Here is a 17,689-nt window from a genome sequence, read left to right on the forward strand (position 1 = left end):
CCACAGCTTCCATGGGATCGATCGGAAACGTCACACCACAGGCGATGCATTTCGCCGAGCCGCTGCGCCTGCAAAGCGGCGCCAGCATCGGCGATTACACGCTGATGTATGAAACCTATGGCACCCTGAACGCCGACAAGTCGAACGCGGTGCTGGTCTGCCACGCGCTGAACGCCTCGCACCATGTGGCCGGCACCTATGCCGGCCAGCCCAAGAGCCAGGGCTGGTGGGACAACATGGTCGGGCCGGGCAAGCCGCTCGACACCAACCGCTTCTTCGTGATCGGCGTGAACAACCTCGGCTCCTGCTTCGGCTCGACCGGGCCGATGCACGACAATCCGGCCACCGGCAAGCCCTATGGCGCGGCCTTCCCGCTGCTGACGGTGGAAGACTGGGTGGCGGCGCAGGCGCGCCTGGCCGACCGCCTCGGCATCGACTGCTTTGCCGCCGTGATGGGCGGCTCGCTGGGCGGCATGCAGGCCCTGTCGTGGAGCATCATGTTCCCCGAGCGCCTGCGCCACTGCATCGTGATCGCCTCCACGCCCAAGCTGTCGGCCCAGAACATCGCCTTCAACGACGTGGCGCGCCAGGCCATCCTGACCGACCCGGACTACCACGGCGGCGATTTCTACGAACACGGCGTGGTGCCGAAGAACGGCCTGAAGGTGGCGCGCATGGTCGGCCACATCACCTACCTGTCGAACGACGACATGGCGGAAAAATTCGGCCGCAAGCTGCGCAACGCGGCCGAGAACAATGACTACAAATTCGACTTCGGCATCGACTTCGAGATCGAGTCCTACCTGCGCTACCAGGGCGACAAGTTCTCGGAATACTTCGACGCCAACACCTACCTGCTGATCACCAAGGCGCTCGACTACTTCGATCCGGCGCGCGCCCATGGCGGCGACCTGGCCAAGACGCTGGCGGGCACCAAGGCCCAGTTCCTGATCGCTTCCTTCACCACCGACTGGCGCTTCTCGCCCGAGCGCAGCCGCGAGATCGTCGAGGCGCTGCTGTCGAACCGGCGCAAGGTCACCTATGCCGAGATCGACGCGCCGCACGGCCACGACGCCTTCCTGCTGGACGATGCGCGCTACATGGCGGTGGTGCGTGCCTACTACGACCGGATTGCCCTCGAACTCGCAGGCAAGGAGGCCGCATGAACCTGAACGACCTGAACGCCCTGCGTCCCGACCTGGCCTTCATCGCCGACTGGGTGCGCGAGCGCGCCCACGTGCTCGACGTCGGCTGCGGCGACGGCGCCATGCTGCGCTACCTGGAGCTGAGCAAGGGCTGTACCGGCTACGGCGTCGAGATCGCCGACGACAAGGTGCTGGAGAGCACCCAGCGCGGCATCAGCGTGATCCAGCACGACATGGAGCAGGGCCTCGACCTGTTCCGCGACAACGCCTTCGATGTGGTGCTGTGCCTGTCCTCGCTGCAGATGATGCAGCACGTCGAGGCGCGCCTGCGCGACATCGTGCGGGTCGGCCAGGAAGCCATCGTCTCCTTCCCCAACTTCGCCTACTGGCCGCACCGCGTGGCGCTGATTCGCGGGCGGATGCCGGTCTCGCGCACGCTGCCCTACCAGTGGTTCGACACGCCCAACGTGCGTTATGCCACCATCCACGACTTCAAGGACCTGGCCGAGAAGTGCGGGCTGGAAGTGCTGGAGTACGTGGCCCTGGCCGAAGGCAAGCCGGTGAGTTTCCTGCCGAACCTGCGGGGCAGTCTCGCGGTGTTCCGGCTGCGCAAGAAGTCGGGCGTCGTGGCCTGATTTCGCTTGCGCTTATGTGCGGTGGCGGCTAGTCGAGCTGACCGCTTTCCGCGATGATCGGCGCTATTGCGGTCTCAACTGGATACTTTCTTTGGAGATAGTGCTGCTAAGAACGGCCTATCGGTGACGACATGACAAAATTTAAACATTTGGCCGTCAGCCTGTCGCTGATCGCCGCATTCGGTACCGCCGGCGTCGGCACTGCCGTGGCGCAGGACGACCGCAATACGACGGTCCAGGACGGCATCAAGGTCAGGCCGCTCTCGCGCCTGAGCAAGCTGGTTCCGGCGGAAACGCTCAACGAAGCGGCAGCGCAGCAGTACACGGAGATGATGAGCCAGGCGCAACAGAAAGGCGTGCTGCTGCCGGCCTCGCATCCGGAAGTCCAGCGCCTGCGCGCCATCGCCAAGCGCATCATTCCTCACACCACCCGCTGGAACCAGGATGCCACTCAGTGGCAATGGCAGGTCAACCTGATCGACTCGAAGGATGTGAACGCTTTCTGCATGCCGGGCGGCCGGATTGGCTTCTTCACCGGCATCCTGAGCTCGCTGAAGCTGACGGACGATGAGGTGGCTGCCGTGATGGGCCATGAGATCGCCCATGCACTGCGCGAGCACAGCCGCGAGAAGATGGCCAAGCAACTCGGCACCACGGCGGTTGCCCGTCTCGGCGGCGCCCTGGTGTCGGGCCTTTTCGGTATCGATCCGAGCATTACCGGCACCGTTGCCAACTACGGCGCCCAGTTCGTTGGACTCAAATTCTCGCGCGACGACGAACGCGAGGCCGACCTGGTGGGACTGGATATTTCTTCCCGCGCCGGCTACGATCCGCGCGCCGGCATCGCGCTGTGGCGCAAGATGGCTGCCCTGGACCAGCGCGCGCCGATTGAGGTTCTATCGACCCACCCGGGCGGAGAGAGCCGCATTCGGGACATGGAAAGAAATATGAACCTGCTGCTGCCGGTGTACGCGCGCGCCAAGGGCACCACCGTCGCTAAGCTGCCGCCTTACCAGACCAATGTCGCCCTGCGTTGATGGCCGCTGTGAATGAGTAAAGGCAGGAAAGGGCACCAGGCCGAAGCCAACGCCTATGTTCCCTTGCCGGTGCGCGACGGGGTCGCGCCCAGCTACCTGTGGATCACCGAGACCCGGGCGGGCGGCATGCTGCGCTTTCTGGCCGAGCGCTTTCCCGACGTGCCGGAAGCCGCCTGGGCGCGGCGCCTGGCGCGCGGCGAGATCGTCGATGCGAAAGGGGCGGCGCTCGCCGCCGACAGCCCCGTGCGCCAGGGCATGCGCATCTGGTACTACCGCGAGCTGGAGCAAGCCGAAACCCCGATCCCCTTCCGGGAGCGGGTGCTGTTCCAGGACGAGCACCTGCTGGTGGCCGACAAGCCGCACTTCCTGCCGACCATTCCGACCGGCCGCTTCCTGCACGAGACCCTCCTGGTGCGCCTCAAGAAGCAATATGATTTGCCGCACCTGGTGCCGATCCACCGGCTCGACCGCGAGACCGCGGGGGTGGTGATCTTCTCGCACAACCCGGCATCGCGCGGGGCCTACCAGTCGATGTTCCAGAAGCGGGTGGTGAACAAGGTCTACGAGGCGCTGGCGGGCCCGATCGAGGGGAGGGCATTCCCCTTCACCTACCGCAGCCGCATGCAGGATGCGGAGCAGTTTTTCGTGAGCGAGGAAGTGCCGGGGGAACCGAATTCGGAAACCCTGATCGAGCTGATCGAGCGGCGCGGCGACGTGGCGCACTACCGGCTGCACCCGCACACCGGCCGCAAGCACCAGCTGCGCCTGCACCTGTCGGCGCTCGGCGCGCCGATCCTGAACGACGCCTTCTATCCGGTGGCGCTGCCGTGCAAGGGAGACGATTTCAGCGCGCCGCTGCAGCTGCTGGCGCGTTCGATCGCCTTCGAGGATCCACTGAGCGGCCAGCCGCGCCGCTTCGAGAGCGGCTTCCGGCTCGACTGGCCTCCAGGATGTAGAACCTGATCTTCTAAATCGGGCTTAACTATTAGAGATCGTAATCAATGATGAGCGGGGCGTGATCGCTGAACTTCTCATCCTTGTAGATCGACACCGACTTGGCGGTCGCCGCGATGCCCGGGGTGGCCACGTGGTAGTCGATGCGCCAGCCCACGTTCTTGGCATAGGCTTGGCCGCGGTTGCTCCACCAGGTGTAATCGGCGGCATCGGGCGCCAGCTTGCGGTGCACGTCCACCAGGCCGATCTCGTCGAAGATGCGGGTCATCCAGGCGCGCTCTTCCGGCAGGAAGCCGGAATTCTTCTGGTTGCTCTTCCAGTTCTTGAGGTCGATTTCCTTGTGCGCGATGTTCCAGTCGCCACAGATCACGACTTCGCGGCCTTCCGCTTTCAGCTCCTGCAAGTGAGGCAGGAACACCTCCATGAAGCGGAACTTGGCCAGCTGACGCTCCGGCGACGAGGAGCCGGACGGGCAATACACCGAGATCACGGTCAGGTTGCCGAAATCGCAGCGGGTGTAGCGGCCTTCGGCGTCGAATTCCATGCAGCCGAAGCCGATGCGCTTGTTGTCCGGCGCGACGCGGCTGTAGACGCCGGTGCCCGAATACCCCTTCTTCTCCGCGTAGTGGAAGTGGCCGTGGTAGCCGTGGGGCGCGAGGAATTCCTCGGTCATGTCGGCCTGTTGCGCCTTCAGTTCCTGCACGCAGATGAAATCGGCGGACTGGGTGGCGAGCCAGTTGAAGAAACCTTTCTTGTGGGCGGAACGGATACCGTTCAGGTTCGCGGAGATAATTCGTGGCATGGATCTGGTCAAGGTAACAATGCGGAGCGACGCGGCAGGGCGGCGCGGGAGCGCGACAGTGTAGCGTGTTTTGCCGGACGCCGGAATGGCCCGACAAGGACGTTACAATACGTGCTTTCGAAATTTTGGGAGAAGCACGTGAGCGATCTGCGCCAGGAGTTTATTTCGTTTTCGGTGAAGGCCGAGGTATTGCGCTTCGGTGAATTCACCACCAAGGCCGGGCGCCAGTCGCCGTACTTCTTCAACGCCGGCCTGTTCCATGACGGCGCGACCCTGGGCCAGCTGGCCCAGTTCTACGCCCAGACCCTGCTCGATTCGGGCGTGCAGTTCGACATGCTGTTCGGCCCGGCCTACAAGGGCATCACCCTGGCCAGCGCGACCGCGGTGGCGCTGGCCGCCAAGGGCCGCAACACCTCCTTCGCCTACAACCGCAAGGAAGCCAAGGACCACGGCGAAGGCGGCACCATCGTCGGTGCCAAGCTGGCGGGGAAGGTCGTGATCATCGACGACGTGATCTCGGCGGGCACCTCGGTGCGCGAATCGGTCGACATGATCCGCGCCGCCGGCGCCGAACCGGCCGCCGTGCTGATCGCCCTGGACCGCATGGAGCGTTCCGGCAAGGACGGCGCGCTGTCCGAACATTCGGCGGTGCAGCAGGTGTCGAAGGAATTCGGCATCCCGGTGATCTCGATCGCCAACCTGGACGACCTGTTCACCTATCTCTCGAACGCGGGCGGCGCCGAGCTGGGCGCGCACAAGGATGCGGTGGCGGCCTATCGCACGCGCTACGGCGTCTGACATGCGTAGGGTGGGCGGCTCCATCCGGCACCATGCGTCACAATGGTAGGTGCGCCGCCCACGCGGTGATCGTTCGCAGCAAGATCATCCGGTGCGCGAGCGGAGCCGTTAGCAATCACCGCGTGGGCGGCGTCGACGCCAAGAGCTGATCAGCACATTGGGGGGAGCCGCCCACCCTACAAAAAAACCGGAGCCGCAGCTCCGGTTTCCTGGTTGGCAGGCTTGAAAACTCAGCCGGCCAGCTTCTTCTTCAGCAGATCGGTCACCTGGGCCGGATTGGCCTTGCCCTTCGAGGCCTTCATGGTCTGGCCGATCAGGGCATTGATCGCAGCTTCCTTGCCGGCGCGGTATTGCTCCACCGACTTGGCATTGGCCGCCAGCACCTCGTCGACGATTGCTTCCAGCGCGCCCGTGTCCGAGATCTGCTTCAGGCCCTTCTGCTCGATCACGGTGTCGGCCAGATTGGCGTCTTCCGATTGCGCTTCCCACATGGCGGCAAAGACTTCCTTGCCGGCCTTGTTCGAGATGGTGCCGTCGGCGATGCGCTTAAGCAAGAGGGCCAGTTGGGCGGCGCTCACCGGCGACTGGTCCAGCTCCACGCCTTCGCGGTTCAGGGTCGACGCGACGTCGCCCATCATCCAGTTGGCGGCGGCTTTCGCGTTCTCCTTGCCGGCCGCAAGCACCACGGCCTCGTAGTAGGTCGCCATCGCCTTGGACGAGGTCAGCACCAGGCTGTCGTATTCCGGCAGGCCGTATTCGCCGGTGAAGCGGGCGCGCAGGGCGCCCGGCAGTTCCGGCATGTCGGCTTTCACGCGCTCGATCCAGTCCTGGCCGATCACCAGGGGAGGCAGGTCCGGGTCCGGGAAGTAGCGGTAGTCCTGCGCGTCTTCCTTGGTGCGCATGGAGCGGGTTTCCTTCTTGTCCGGGTCCCACAGGCGGGTCGCCTGGATCACCTTGCCGCCATCCTCGATCAGCTCGATCTGGCGCCGCACTTCGTAATGGATCGCCTCTTCCATGAAGCGGAAGGAGTTCAGGTTCTTGATCTCGCAGCGGGTGCCGAATTCCTTCTGGCCCATCGGGCGCACCGAGACGTTGACGTCGCAGCGGAAGGAGCCTTCCTGCATGTTGCCGTCGCAGACGCCCAGCCACACGACCAGCGAGTGCAGGGCTTTGGCGTAGGCCACCGCTTCGGCGGCGCTGCGCATCTCCGGCTCGGACACGATCTCGAGCAGCGGGGTGCCGGCGCGGTTCAGGTCGATGCCGCTCATGCCGGCATAGTCCTCGTGCAGCGACTTGCCCGCATCCTCTTCCAGGTGGGCGCGGGTCAGGTTGACGGTCTTGGTCTCCAGCTTGCCGTCCTTCTCGTAGGCGAAGCTGATGGTGCCGCCCTGGACCACCGGGTCCTCGAACTGGCTGATCTGGTAGCCCTTCGGCAGGTCAGGGTAGAAGTAGTTCTTGCGGGCGAACACCGACTGCGGGGCGATTTTCGCGCCCACGGCCAGGCCGAAGCGGATCGCGCGCTCGACGGCGCCGCGGTTCAGGACCGGCAGCACGCCCGGCAGCGCCAGGTCGACCGGGCTGGCCTGGGTGTTCGGCTCGGCGCCGAAGCGGATCGAGCTGCCGCTGAAGATTTTCGAATTGGTCGTGAGCTGCACGTGGTTCTCAAGACCGATGACGACTTCCCATTGCATATCTGTTCTCTCTTTATTCTGTGGCTGCGCTGGCGGTAGTTGAACGCGCGGACGGCGAAGCCGTCCACCCTACGATTCAAACGCCTTCCGGGGTACGCTGGTGCCAGTCGGTCACTTGCTGGTACTGGTGCGCGATGTTCAGCAGCTTGGCTTCGTTGAAGTAGTTGCCAATGATCTGCAGGCCGACCGGACGCTTGGCGTTCTTTTCCCCCTGGCCGAAACCGACCGGGATCGACATGCCGGGCAGGCCCGCCAGGCTGGTCGACAGGGTGTAGATGTCGGCCAGGTAGTTCGCCACCGGGTCGTTCGCCTTCGAACCGAGATCCCAGGCCACCGTCGGCGCCACCGGGCCCATGATCACGTCGCACTTGTCGGCGAATGCGGCCTGGAAGTCGTCCGCGATCAGGCGGCGGATCTTCTGCGCCTGCACGTAGTAGGCGTCGTAGTAGCCGTGGCACAGTACGTAGGTGCCAACCATGATGCGGCGCTGGACCTCGCGCCCGAAGCCTTCGGCGCGGGTTTTGCGGTACATGTCCTGCAGATCCTTGTACTCGCTGGCGCGGTGGCCGTAGCGCACGCCGTCGAAGCGCGACAGGTTCGACGAGGCTTCGGCCGGGGCGATGATGTAATAGGTCGGGATCGACAGGGCGGTCTTGGGCAGCGAAATCTCGACCAGCGAGGCGCCCAGCTTGACGAATTCGTCCAGCGCGCCGCGCACCGCGGCTTCCACGTCGCTTGCCAGGCCTTCGCCGAAGTATTCCTTCGGCACGCCGATCCGCAGGCCGGTCAGGGGCTTGTTCAGGTCGCGGGTGTAGTCCTCGGCGACGTTGCCTTGCTCGACCGTCAGGCTGGTCGAATCGCGCTCGTCGAAACCGATCATGTCGTTCAGCAGCAGGGCGCAATCCTCGGCGGTCTGGGCGATCGGGCCGCCCTGGTCCAGCGAGGAAGCGAAGGCGATCATGCCGAAGCGCGACACGCGGCCGTAGGTCGGCTTGATGCCGGTGACGCCGCAGAAGGCGGCCGGCTGGCGGATCGAGCCGCCGGTGTCGGTGGCGGTGGCGGCCGGCGCCAGGCGCGCGGCGATCGCGGCGGCCGAGCCGCCCGAGGAGCCGCCCGGCACCGCCAGCGGATCCCAGGGATTCGTCACAGAGCCGAAGGCCGAGTTCTCGTTGGCCGAGCCCATCGCGAATTCGTCGAGGTTGACCTTGCCCAGGGTGACCATGCCGGCGCGGCCGAAGCGCTCGACCACGGTGGCGTCGAAGGGGCTTTCATAATTGGCCAGCATCTTCGAGCCGGCCGTTGTGCGCCAGCCACGGGTGACAAAGATGTCCTTGTGGGCGATCGGCACGCCGGTCAGGGTGCCGGCCGAACCGTCGGCGATGCGGGCATCGGCGCTGGCGGCTTGCGCCAGGGTGCGTTCGCGGTCCAGGTGCAGGAAGGCGTTGTGGCTGCTCGCTTCGATGCGATCCAGGTAGTGCGTGGCGAGTTCGACGCTCGAGACCTGCTTCGATTGCAGGAGCGCGGACAGCTCTTTGATGGTCTTGTTGTGCATTGCGTGTCTCTTGAGAAGCGGGTTGCGTGGATTACTCGATGACCTTCGGCACCAGGTACAGGCCGTCCTGGGCCTTCGGCGCCGGCGCCTGGTAGTCCTCGCGGCGGTTCTCTTCGGTGACCACGTCGTCGCGCAGGCGCAGCGGCAGCGCCATGATGCTTGCCAAGGGCTGCGACAAGGGGGCGACACCGGTCGTGTCCACCGCCTGCATCTGCTCGGCCAGGGCGAAGATGCCGTTCAGCTCGGCCAGCGCGGTTTCCGCGTGGGCATCAATCATTTCGAGCTGGGCCAGGTTGGCGATGCGTTTTACGTCTGAAAGTGTCAGGGACATGGCAAAGGCGCGGCCTTCCAGCCGCGTGCAAAATATGGTTGGGCTAATAACGAAAGTTGGCAAGCGGTCAGCAAACGGTGCGCTACGTCCGATAAAACCTTGGTAACACCGCCGATCTCGCCTTTGGAAATGGGGGGTAAAACCACCCGTTTTCAGCATGTAATCGACAAATTATAAGGTAGAATGGCGGGCTAATGCGCTGTCGGGCTGCGAGTTCGCCCGCCGCAGGAAAGACCGCGGGGCACAATGCCCGTGCGGCGAGGACAATCCCGATCAATTTTCGACGCGCGCCCCGCGCGCAATCAGGACACACATGTTTGGTTCTTTACGCAGCTACTTCTCGAATGACCTGGCGATCGACCTCGGTACCGCCAACACCCTGATCTACGTGCGCGGCCTGGGCATCGTCCTGGACGAGCCCTCGGTCGTGGCGATCCGCCAGGAGGGCGGCCCGAACGGCAAGAAGACGATCCAGGCGGTCGGCAAGGAAGCCAAGCAGATGCTGGGCAAGGTGCCGGGCAACATAGAGGCCATCCGCCCGATGAAGGACGGCGTGATCGCCGACTTCACCGTCACCGAGCAGATGCTCAAGCAGTTCATCCGCATGGTGCACGATTCGAAATTCTTCCGCCCGTCGCCGCGCATCATCATCTGCGTGCCTTGCGGTTCGACCCAGGTCGAGCGCCGCGCGATCCGCGAATCGGCCCTCGGCGCCGGCGCCTCGCAGGTCTACCTGATCGAAGAGCCGATGGCGGCCGCGATCGGCGCCGGCCTGCCGGTCTCGGACGCCACCGGCTCGATGGTGGTCGACATCGGCGGCGGCACCACCGAAGTCGGCATCATTTCGCTGGGCGGCATGGTCTACAAGGGTTCGGTGCGCGTGGGCGGCGACAAGTTCGACGAAGCCATCGTCAACTACATCCGCCGCAACTACGGCATGCTGATCGGCGAACAGACCGCGGAAGCGATCAAGAAGGCAATAGGGTCCGCTTTCCCGGGCTCGGAAGTCAAGGAAATGGAAGTCAAGGGCCGCAACTTGTCCGAAGGCATCCCGCGTTCCTTCACGATCTCGTCCAACGAGATCCTTGAAGCCCTGACCGATCCGCTCAACAACATCGTTTCGGCCGTCAAGAATGGCCTGGAACAGGCTCCGCCGGAACTGGGCGCCGACATCGCCGAGAAGGGCATGATGCTCACCGGCGGCGGCGCGCTGCTGCGCGACCTCGACCGTCTGCTGATGGAAGAGACCGGCCTGCCGGTGCTGGTGGCGGAAGACCCGCTGACCTGCGTGGTGCGCGGTTCGGGCATGGCGCTCGAGCGCATGGACAAGCTGGGCTCGATCTTCTCCTACGAATAAGAATACGGACACGGGCGGCGCCACGAGCGTTTCGGCGGGCAGGGCGCACGGCAGCATCGTGCGCCTCTGCCCGCCTTGACGTTGGCCCGCCGCCCGCTCCAGACAGGACGCCAACCAGGACATGGAATACAGTCCTCCGCCGCTTTTCAAACAGGGTGCCCCGGCGCGGGTCAAGGCGATCGTCTTCGCCCTGATCTCGGTCGTGCTGCTGGTCGTCGATGCGCGCTACCAGACCCTGGCCTCGGTGCGGCAGGTGGCCGCCACCGTCCTCTATCCCATGCAGATGGCGGCCCTGATGCCGCGCGAGGCGCTCGGCAACATGGCTGGCTATTTCTCCGCGATTTCCTCGCTCCAGAAGGAAGTGGACGAGCTCAAGACCCAGCAGCTGGCGCAGTCGCGCCTGCTGCAGCAGGCCCAGCTCCAGATGGCCGAGAACGCGCAGTTGCGCCGCCTGCTGGATGCCAAGCAGCACCTGCCGCTCCAGGCGCAGATGACCGAGATCCTGTACGACGCGCGCGACCCGTCGACGCGCCGCATCGTGATCGACCGCGGCTCGCGCCATGACGTCGTGCCCGGCCTGCCGGTGATCGACCATGCGGGCGTGGTCGGCCAGGTCACGCGGGTGTTCCCGTTCACCTCCGAGGTCACGCTCCTGACCGACCGCGACCAGGCGATTCCCGTGCAGGTGCTGCGCAGCGGCCTGCGCAGCGTGGCCTACGGCCGCGGCCAGTCCGGGCTGCTCGACCTGCGCTTCGTGGTGGCCAATGCCGACATCCAGGTCGGCGACGTCCTGGTGACCTCGGGCCTGGACGGCATGTATCCGGCCGGCCTGGCGGTGGCCAAGGTGGTGCAGGTCGAAAGCGTGGCCGGCGGCACCTTCGGGCGCGTGGTCGGCCAGCCGCTGGGCGGCATCGACCGCAACCGCCAGCTCCTGGTCGTCATGTCGCAGTCGAACCTGCCGCCCAGGCCCGCCGCCGAGCCGAAGCCGGCCGCCACCACCGCGCGCCGCAAGCTGCCGCCCATGGCGCCGATCCCGGCGCCGCCGCTGGCGCCCGCGCCGCTGCCGCCGCAAGGCGTGCCCGCGCAGCCCGTCCCCGCGCAGTCCGCGCCCGGCGCGGGCGGGCCGGCCGCGGCGTCCGCGCCGGCGCGCACGCCGGTGGTCCAGTCCGCTGCCGCGCCCGCCGCGATCAAGCAACCCAGTCCGGCCACCAGGGAGGGCCAATAATGCCCGGTAACCGTCCTCATTACATCCTGCTGCCCGTCAGCCCGCTGTTCATCACCTTCAGCCTGGTGTGCGCCTTCATGCTCAACCTGCTGCCGACCGGCCGCTGGGTCGGCGCGCCCGACTTCGTCGCGCTGGTGCTCGTGTTCTGGGGCATCCACCAGCCGCGCAAGGTGGGCATCGGGGTTGCCTTCGCCATGGGCCTCCTGATGGACGTGCACGACGCCAGCCTGCTGGGCGAGAATGCGCTGGCCTATACCTTGCTGTCCTACCTGGCCATCATGATCCACCGCCGCGTGCTGTGGTTCCGCCTGACGACCCAGGCCATGCACGTGCTGCCGCTGCTGCTGCTGGCGCAGGCGGTGCAGTTCTTCGTGCACTTCACCGCTTCGGGCCGTTTTCCCGGCGTGCTGTACTTCGCCGAGAGCGTCGTCGCCGTCGCCTTGTGGCCGGTGATCACCTGGCTGCTGCTGGCGCCGCAGCGCCGCGCGGTCGACCGCGACCATACCCGCCCGATCTGACCGACCGAACCGAGTTTTCTGCGCTGTGACCGAATTCAAGGACAACGACCGCGAGATCCACCTGTTCCGCATGCGCCTCACGGCGCTGGCGGTGCTCGTCTTCATCTGCTTCGGCCTGCTGGTGGCGCGTTTCGTCTGGCTGCAGGTGCTGCGCCACGACCAGTTCGCGGCGCAGGCCGAGGGCAACCGCATCGCGCTGGTGCCCATCGTGCCCAACCGCGGCCTGATCGTCGACCGAAACGGCGTGGTCCTGGCGCGCAACTACTCGGCCTATACGCTCGAGATCACGCCGTCCAAGCTGCAGGCCAGCCTGGAATCGACCATCGACGAGCTGGCCAAGCTGGTCGAGATCGACGCGCGCGACCGGCGCCGCTTCAAGCGCCTGATGGAAGAGTCGCGCAGCTTCGCCAGCGTGCCGCTGCGCACCCGCCTGACCGACGACGAAGTGGCGCGCTTCACCGCGCAGCGCTTCCGCTTCCCGGGCGTGGAGGTGCAGGCGCGCCTGTTCCGCCAGTATCCGCTGGGCGAGACCGCCTCGCACGTGATCGGCTACATCGGCCGCATCAACCAGAAGGAGCAGGCCCAGCTCGAGGAAGACGGCCTGGACGCCAACTACAACGGCACCGAGCACATCGGCAAGGAAGGGGTGGAGAAGAAGTACGAGAGCTACCTGCACGGCATCACCGGCTACGAGCAGGTCGAGCGCACCGCCGGCGGGCGCGCCGTCCGCACGCTGTCGCGCACGCCGCCGACGCCGGGCAGCAACCTGATCCTGTCGATCGACATCGAGCTGCAAAAGGTGATCGAGGAAGCCTTCGGCGACCAGCGCGGCGCGCTGGTGGCGATCGAACCCGCCACCGGCGACGTGCTGGCCTACGTGTCGCGCCCCGGCTTCGATCCGAACCTGTTCGTGGACGGCATCGACACCCAGAGCTGGAACGAGCTGAACACCTCGCTCGACCGCCCGCTGATGAACCGTCCGCTGTCCGGCGCCTATCCGCCGGGGTCGACCTTCAAGCCCTTCATGTCGCTGGCCGCGCTCGAGATGGGCTACCGCAAGCCGTCCGACGCGATCCGCGACGCCGGCTTCTACGTGCTGGGCGGGCACCGCTTCCGCGACGACAAGCCGGGCGGCCATGGCGTGGTCGACATGTACAAGTCGGTGGTGGAATCCTGCGACACCTATTATTACCAGCTCGGCAACGAGATGGGCATCGATAACATCTCGAACTTCATGAAGCAGTTCGGCTTCGGCGAACTGACCGGCATCGACCTCGAGCACGAGCGGACGGGCGTGCGGCCGTCCAAGGAGTGGAAGGCAAACCGCTTCAAGGGCCGCGCCGCCGGCAGGTGGCAGGGCGGCGACACCATCTCGATCTCGATCGGGCAGGGCTACAACAACTACACCATGATCCAGCTGGCGCACGCGGTCTCGACCCTGGCCAACAACGGCATCGTGATGAAGCCGCACCTGGTCAAGCTGATCGAGGACGGCGCCACCAAGCAGCGCACCCAGACCGTGCCGAAGGAAACCCGGCGCATCCCGCTCAAGCAGGAAAACATCGACTTCATCAAGCACACCATGGTGGGCGTGACCCAGGATCCGGGCGGCACCGGACGCCGCGTGTTCGCCAACGCCGGCTACATCTCGGCCGGCAAGACCGGCACCGCGCAGGTGATCGGCCTGAAGGGCGGCAAGTACAACGCCAACGCGATCGACGAGCGCCACCGCGACAACGCGCTTTACGTCGCCTTTGCTCCGGCCGACAAGCCGACCATCGCGCTGGCGCTGATCGTCGAGAACGCCGGCTTCGGCGCCGCGGCTGCGGCCCCGATCGCGCGCAAGGCGCTCGACTACTACCTGCTGGGCAAGCGCCCGGCGCCGCCGGCCCCGAAGAATGCGCCGGCCCCGAAGGCCGCGCCGGCGCCGAAAGCCCCGGCGCCTGCGCCGGCCGCCGCGCCGGGCCCGGTCATCCAGGCCACCGCCGCGGGCACGCCCGGCGTCCCCGCCACACGAAAGGAATAAGCCATGGCGCACATTCCAGAACGCCGCTCGCTGCGGCGCCGCCTGCGTCCCTATTTCGCGGTCTTCGACTGGCCGCTCGGCCTGGTGCTGTTCGTGCTGATGATGACCAGCCTGATCACCATGGCCTCGGCCGGCGCCGAGTTCCCGGACCGCGTCGAGCACCAGATCCGCAACTTCCTGCTGTCCTTCGCCGTCATGTGGATCGCGGCCAACGTGCCGCCGCAAACCCTGATGCGGCTGGCCGTGCCGATCTATACCTTCGGGGTCGCGCTCCTGATCGCGGTGGCGATGTTCGGCATCATCAAGAAGGGCGCGCGACGCTGGCTGCACGTGGGCATCGACATCCAGCCCTCCGAGATCCTGAAGATCGCGACGCCGCTGATGCTGGCCTGGTACTTCCAGCAGCGCGCCAACGCCGGCACCTGGAAGAACTACCTCATCGCGGCGGTGATCCTCCTGATCCCGTTCTCGCTGATCGCCAAGCAGCCCGACCTGGGCACCGGCCTGATGGTGTTCGCTTCGGGCTTCTACGTGATCTTCCTGGCCGGCCTGCCGTGGAAGGCCATCATCGCGCTGGGCGTGTCGGCTGCGGCGGCGATGCCGATCGCCTGGTCGATGCTGCACGACTACCAGCGCGAGCGGGTGATGACCCTGATCGATCCGACCTCCGACCCGCTGGGCAAGGGCTTCCACATCATCCAGTCCGAGATCGCGATCGGTTCGGGCGGCATGTTCGGCAAGGGCTACGGGCAGGGCACCCAGGGCGCCCTGGAATTCGTGCCCGAGCAGACCACCGACTTCGTGTTCGCCGTGTACTCGGAAGAATTCGGCATGGTCGGCAACCTGTTCCTGCTGTTCGTCTACCTGCTCCTGATCGGGCGCGGACTGATGATCGCCGCCAACGCGCCGAACACCTTCTCGCGCCTGCTGGCCGGGGCGATCACGATGATGTTCTTCACTTATGCTTTCGTCAACATGGGCATGGTGATTGGTATCCTGCCGGTCGTCGGAGTTCCCTTACCTTTCATGAGCTACGGCGGAACAGCCTTCATTACGCTCGGCCTCGGCGCTGGTATATTGATGAGTATTCAAAGACATCGTAAACTAGTGCAGACGTAATTTAACAAGGACCGCGCATGGCCGTTCCAAGAAAACAACTTGCCACGGTCATCGCATTGGCCATCTTTGTCACCGGCTGCAGCACCACCGACACCGGCGAGCGCAAAAGCCTGATTCCTTTGCCGTGGAAGCATCCCAAGGCGAAGGTCAGCGAATTGCCCAAGCTGCCGCCCGCCAATTCCGGGCGCGGCGGCTACTACAAGGACGACGGCCCCGGGCTGAATCCGCCGCCGGGCCTGATGGACCTGCCCGATGCGGTGGTCAAGGCCGAACCCTATTCGCGCTGGGCCAACCGTCCTTACGCGGTGTTCGGCCAGACCTATACCCCGATCCTGCACCAGGATCCCTTCATGCAGCGCGGCGTCGCCAGCTGGTACGGCGTGAAATTCCACGGCCAGAAGACCTCCTCCGGCGAACTCTACGACATGTACAAGATGACGGCGGCGCACCCGACGCTGCCGATTCCTTCCTATGCGCGCATCACCAGCGTCGAAACCGGCAAGTCGGTGGTGGTGCGCATCAACGACCGCGGCCCCTTCCATGCCAGCCGCATCGTCGACGTCTCCTACACGGCGGCGCTCAAGCTCGGCCTGCTGGGCAAGGGCAGCCACGAAGTCCACCTCGAGCGCCTGTTCCCGGACGATCCGATCCGCGTGCCCTCGGAGCGCCGCGTGGCCACCTCCGAAGCGCAATCGGCGCCGCCGGAAATCGCGGCGCTGATGCTCGAAGACCGGGTGCGCACCGATAGCGCCGCGATGGCCGAGGTCGTCCCGAAGCTGGTCCCGCGCGGCAGCTTCTACGTCCAGCTCGGCGCCTACAGCCGCGCCGGCACCGCCGAAGCCATGAGCGAAAAGCTGATCGACGCCGGCGTCGAAGTCGGCCGGCTCGAAGTGGTGAAGGCGGGCTCGGTGAACCGCCTGTATGGCGGGCCGTTCGGCAACCGCGAGGATGCGGCGGCGGCGGCGCGCGCGGTGCCGTCCTCGTTCGGGCTCAAGCCGATCGTCGTCAAGCGCTGAGCGGCGCCGCCTGCGGCTATCCGATCAGCGGCAGGGACGCAGCTGCACCCCGGCGAAATCGTCGGCAATGTCCGCCACGCGGGCGCGCTCGTCCGGCGTCAGGTCGCGGAACTGCCAGGCCGCGCGGGTGCCCTGCGGCCCGCGCGGCAGCACCCGCACCCCGCGCACGCCCTGTTTGCCGAGCGCCGCCACCAGGCCCTGCGCCGCGGACTCGGTCTTGAACACGCCCAGCGAGACTGCCCACCTGAGCGGCGAGTCGCCCTGCATCACGAAGAAGTTTTGCACGCCTTTTTCCTTCAGCTCGGCCACGCGGCGCTCGGCGCCTTCCTTGCCGCCGTTCGGCGGCAGGTAGACCAGGTGGCTGGTGATTTCCTGGAAAGGCACGCCCGTGCGTGCGGCCCGTGCGCCCAGGTCGAGACGGGCGATGCGGGTTTCGAAGCGGCGCGCGTCGGCGGCCGCGAAGGCGCCAACCTGGGTGCAGGCGACCGTCTCTACCTGCGGCGCGGCCGCCGGGACGGGTTCGGCGGGCGGCGCTTCCGGCGTTTCCGGCGCCGCCGCGGTCTCGGCGGCCGCGCGTGCTTCAAGTGCGCTGAGCATCACCATGCGCTCGCTGGCCAGCTGGTTCTTCAGGCGCTGCGGCTCGCGCTCGCCGTCGTCAAACTTGCCGAGGTAGCCCTGGCCATAGGCCAGCAGCAGGGCGTTCAGTGCCAGCAGGGCCCAGAATACGAATTTCAACAAGTGCGCTCCTCCATCCTCAGGCGGCTGCCGCATGCAGGCCGACCAGCACGATGTTATCGACCAGCCGGCAGGGGAACTTGAGGACCGGCGCGATATACGGCGCCGCGCCGCCGGACACGATGCATGCGGTGGCGGCATGCGCCGCGCAGGCGCGCTCGATGGCGCCGGCCTGGGCCGACAGGACGCCGGAGACGATGGCGTCGTCGGTGTTATCGCCGAAGAGCGGCGGCGGCGCCGAGCCCGGCGTCACCTGGGGCAACTGGGCCGTATTGCGCGCCAGCGAGCCGGCCATCAGGGCCAGGCCCGGCAGGATCATGCCGCCGACGAAGCGGCCGTCCCTGGTCACGGCGTCGATCGTGGTGGCGGTGCCGCAGGTGGCCGCGATCAGGTCCTGCCCGGGCGCCAGCGCGCGCGCGCCGATGGCGGCGGCGAAGCGGTCGCAGCCCAGCTGGACCGGATTGCGGTAGCCGTTGCGCAGGCCGGCGCGCTCGGCGCTGGAGGCGAACCACTCGACCGCGATTCCCCTTGGCAGCGCCTGCGCGATGCGTTCGCGCACGGCGGCGCCGGCCACGTTCGAGACGATGGCGCGCGCCACGCCGGCCCGGCGCCACGCGTCGGCGGCGACGTCCAGCCCGGCGTGCGAGACCGCGTCGAACAGCGTCCAGGCGCCCAGCGCCGCGCCGGGCGCCGCGACCGCCCACTTGATGCGGGTATTGCCGGCGTCGATCAGCAGCAGGTTCATGTC

17 protein-coding genes are annotated in these 17,689 nt (G+C 66.4%); 11 read left to right on the forward strand and 6 right to left on the reverse strand.

Annotation, left to right across the window (positions count from 1 at the left end; genetic code table 11):
- Positions 1-11: 11 nt before the first annotated feature.
- From metX to MasN3_RS05195, 4 genes are all read left to right on the forward strand, one after another.
- Positions 12-1,166, forward strand: a complete 1,155-nt coding sequence (metX, locus tag MasN3_RS05180) for a homoserine O-succinyltransferase MetX (protein WP_281912808.1) — start codon at positions 12-14, stop codon at positions 1,164-1,166.
- Positions 1,163-1,780: a methionine biosynthesis protein MetW gene (metW, locus tag MasN3_RS05185; protein ID WP_281912809.1), complete on the forward strand. Its 618-nt coding sequence runs from the start codon at positions 1,163-1,165 to the stop codon at positions 1,778-1,780. The genes metX and metW overlap by 4 nt, the downstream gene beginning before the upstream one ends.
- 131 nt (positions 1,781-1,911) lie before the next feature.
- The gene (locus tag MasN3_RS05190; protein WP_281912810.1) at positions 1,912-2,817 is read left to right on the forward strand and encodes a M48 family metallopeptidase; all 906 of its coding nucleotides are present in this window, start codon (positions 1,912-1,914) and stop codon (positions 2,815-2,817) included.
- 12 nt (positions 2,818-2,829) lie between these two features.
- The gene (locus MasN3_RS05195) at positions 2,830-3,780 is read left to right on the forward strand and encodes a pseudouridine synthase (RefSeq protein ID WP_281912811.1); all 951 of its coding nucleotides are present in this window, start codon (positions 2,830-2,832) and stop codon (positions 3,778-3,780) included.
- A gap of 22 nt (positions 3,781-3,802) precedes the next feature.
- Here MasN3_RS05195 and MasN3_RS05200 read toward each other — a convergent pair whose 3' ends face one another.
- Positions 3,803-4,573, reverse strand: a complete 771-nt coding sequence (locus MasN3_RS05200) for an exodeoxyribonuclease III (RefSeq protein WP_281912812.1) — start codon at positions 4,571-4,573, stop codon at positions 3,803-3,805.
- Positions 4,574-4,711: 138 nt separating this feature from the next.
- Here MasN3_RS05200 and pyrE point away from each other — a divergent pair, with 138 nt between their 5' ends.
- The gene (gene pyrE, locus MasN3_RS05205) at positions 4,712-5,371 is read left to right on the forward strand and encodes an orotate phosphoribosyltransferase (protein WP_209589676.1); all 660 of its coding nucleotides are present in this window, start codon (positions 4,712-4,714) and stop codon (positions 5,369-5,371) included.
- Between the two features lie 230 nt (positions 5,372-5,601).
- On the opposite strand, the gene gatB is transcribed toward pyrE, so the two are convergent.
- From gatB to gatC, 3 genes are all read right to left on the reverse strand, one after another.
- Positions 5,602-7,062, reverse strand: a complete 1,461-nt coding sequence (gene gatB, locus MasN3_RS05210; RefSeq protein ID WP_281912814.1) for an Asp-tRNA(Asn)/Glu-tRNA(Gln) amidotransferase subunit GatB — start codon at positions 7,060-7,062, stop codon at positions 5,602-5,604.
- Positions 7,063-7,138: 76 nt separating this feature from the next.
- The gene (gatA, locus tag MasN3_RS05215) at positions 7,139-8,614 is read right to left on the reverse strand and encodes an Asp-tRNA(Asn)/Glu-tRNA(Gln) amidotransferase subunit GatA (protein WP_281912815.1); all 1,476 of its coding nucleotides are present in this window, start codon (positions 8,612-8,614) and stop codon (positions 7,139-7,141) included.
- A gap of 31 nt (positions 8,615-8,645) precedes the next feature.
- Entirely contained in the window at positions 8,646-8,945 is a 300-nt protein-coding gene (gene gatC / locus MasN3_RS05220; protein ID WP_281912816.1) for an Asp-tRNA(Asn)/Glu-tRNA(Gln) amidotransferase subunit GatC, read from the reverse strand.
- A gap of 313 nt (positions 8,946-9,258) precedes the next feature.
- Between gatC and MasN3_RS05225 the strand changes: the two genes are divergently transcribed.
- The 6 genes from MasN3_RS05225 to MasN3_RS05250 all read left to right on the forward strand — a co-directional run bounded on the left by MasN3_RS05225 (position 9,259) and on the right by MasN3_RS05250 (position 16,206).
- A complete protein-coding gene (locus MasN3_RS05225) occupies positions 9,259-10,302 on the forward strand; it encodes a rod shape-determining protein (protein ID WP_027865858.1) in 1,044 nt (347 codons plus the stop codon).
- Positions 10,303-10,423: 121 nt separating this feature from the next.
- On the forward strand, positions 10,424-11,527 hold the full coding sequence (gene mreC, locus MasN3_RS05230; protein WP_281912817.1) for a rod shape-determining protein MreC: 1,104 nt from the start codon (positions 10,424-10,426) through the stop codon (positions 11,525-11,527).
- On the forward strand, positions 11,527-12,045 hold the full coding sequence (mreD, locus tag MasN3_RS05235; protein ID WP_281912818.1) for a rod shape-determining protein MreD: 519 nt from the start codon (positions 11,527-11,529) through the stop codon (positions 12,043-12,045). Before mreC ends, mreD begins: the two co-directional genes overlap by 1 nt.
- Positions 12,046-12,070: 25 nt before the next feature.
- Entirely contained in the window at positions 12,071-14,071 is a 2,001-nt protein-coding gene (gene mrdA, locus MasN3_RS05240) for a penicillin-binding protein 2 (RefSeq protein WP_281912819.1), read from the forward strand.
- A gap of 3 nt (positions 14,072-14,074) precedes the next feature.
- Positions 14,075-15,190, forward strand: coding sequence for a rod shape-determining protein RodA (gene rodA / locus MasN3_RS05245; RefSeq protein ID WP_281912820.1), 1,116 nt, complete (start codon positions 14,075-14,077; stop codon positions 15,188-15,190).
- 17 nt (positions 15,191-15,207) lie between these two features.
- Positions 15,208-16,206, forward strand: coding sequence for a septal ring lytic transglycosylase RlpA family protein (locus MasN3_RS05250; RefSeq protein ID WP_281912822.1), 999 nt, complete (start codon positions 15,208-15,210; stop codon positions 16,204-16,206).
- Between the two features lie 24 nt (positions 16,207-16,230).
- On the opposite strand, the gene MasN3_RS05255 is transcribed toward MasN3_RS05250, so the two are convergent.
- Positions 16,231-16,944 (reverse strand): SPOR domain-containing protein, encoded by a 714-nt coding sequence (locus tag MasN3_RS05255; protein WP_281912823.1) that lies wholly within the window; start codon positions 16,942-16,944, stop codon positions 16,231-16,233.
- A 16-nt stretch (positions 16,945-16,960) separates the two neighbouring features.
- Positions 16,961-17,686 carry a type III pantothenate kinase gene (locus MasN3_RS05260; RefSeq protein ID WP_281912824.1) on the reverse strand — a complete coding sequence of 242 codons (726 nt, stop codon included), beginning with the start codon at positions 17,684-17,686 and terminating at the stop codon, positions 16,961-16,963.
- Between the last annotated feature and the right edge of the window lie 3 nt (positions 17,687-17,689).

This window comes from Massilia varians, assembly GCF_027923905.1.
GTDB classification, from domain to species: domain Bacteria; phylum Pseudomonadota; class Gammaproteobacteria; order Burkholderiales; family Burkholderiaceae_D; genus Telluria; species Telluria varians_B.

Coding starts and splice junctions, on each gene's coding strand:
- metX (WP_281912808.1), top strand. CDS start 12: ATGGGATCGATCGGAAACGTCACACCACAGGCGATGCATTTCGCCGAG.
- metW (WP_281912809.1), top strand. CDS start 1,163: ATGAACCTGAACGACCTGAACGCCCTGCGTCCCGACCTGGCCTTCATC.
- MasN3_RS05190 (WP_281912810.1), top strand. CDS start 1,912: ATGACAAAATTTAAACATTTGGCCGTCAGCCTGTCGCTGATCGCCGCA.
- MasN3_RS05195 (WP_281912811.1), top strand. CDS start 2,830: ATGAGTAAAGGCAGGAAAGGGCACCAGGCCGAAGCCAACGCCTATGTT.
- MasN3_RS05200 (WP_281912812.1), bottom strand. CDS start 4,573: ATGCCACGAATTATCTCCGCGAACCTGAACGGTATCCGTTCCGCCCAC.
- gatB (WP_281912814.1), bottom strand. CDS start 7,062: ATGCAATGGGAAGTCGTCATCGGTCTTGAGAACCACGTGCAGCTCACG.
- gatA (WP_281912815.1), bottom strand. CDS start 8,614: ATGCACAACAAGACCATCAAAGAGCTGTCCGCGCTCCTGCAATCGAAG.
- gatC (WP_281912816.1), bottom strand. CDS start 8,945: ATGTCCCTGACACTTTCAGACGTAAAACGCATCGCCAACCTGGCCCAG.
- MasN3_RS05225 (WP_027865858.1), top strand. CDS start 9,259: ATGTTTGGTTCTTTACGCAGCTACTTCTCGAATGACCTGGCGATCGAC.
- mreC (WP_281912817.1), top strand. CDS start 10,424: ATGGAATACAGTCCTCCGCCGCTTTTCAAACAGGGTGCCCCGGCGCGG.
- mreD (WP_281912818.1), top strand. CDS start 11,527: ATGCCCGGTAACCGTCCTCATTACATCCTGCTGCCCGTCAGCCCGCTG.
- rodA (WP_281912820.1), top strand. CDS start 14,075: ATGGCGCACATTCCAGAACGCCGCTCGCTGCGGCGCCGCCTGCGTCCC.
- MasN3_RS05250 (WP_281912822.1), top strand. CDS start 15,208: ATGGCCGTTCCAAGAAAACAACTTGCCACGGTCATCGCATTGGCCATC.
- MasN3_RS05260 (WP_281912824.1), bottom strand. CDS start 17,686: ATGAACCTGCTGCTGATCGACGCCGGCAATACCCGCATCAAGTGGGCG.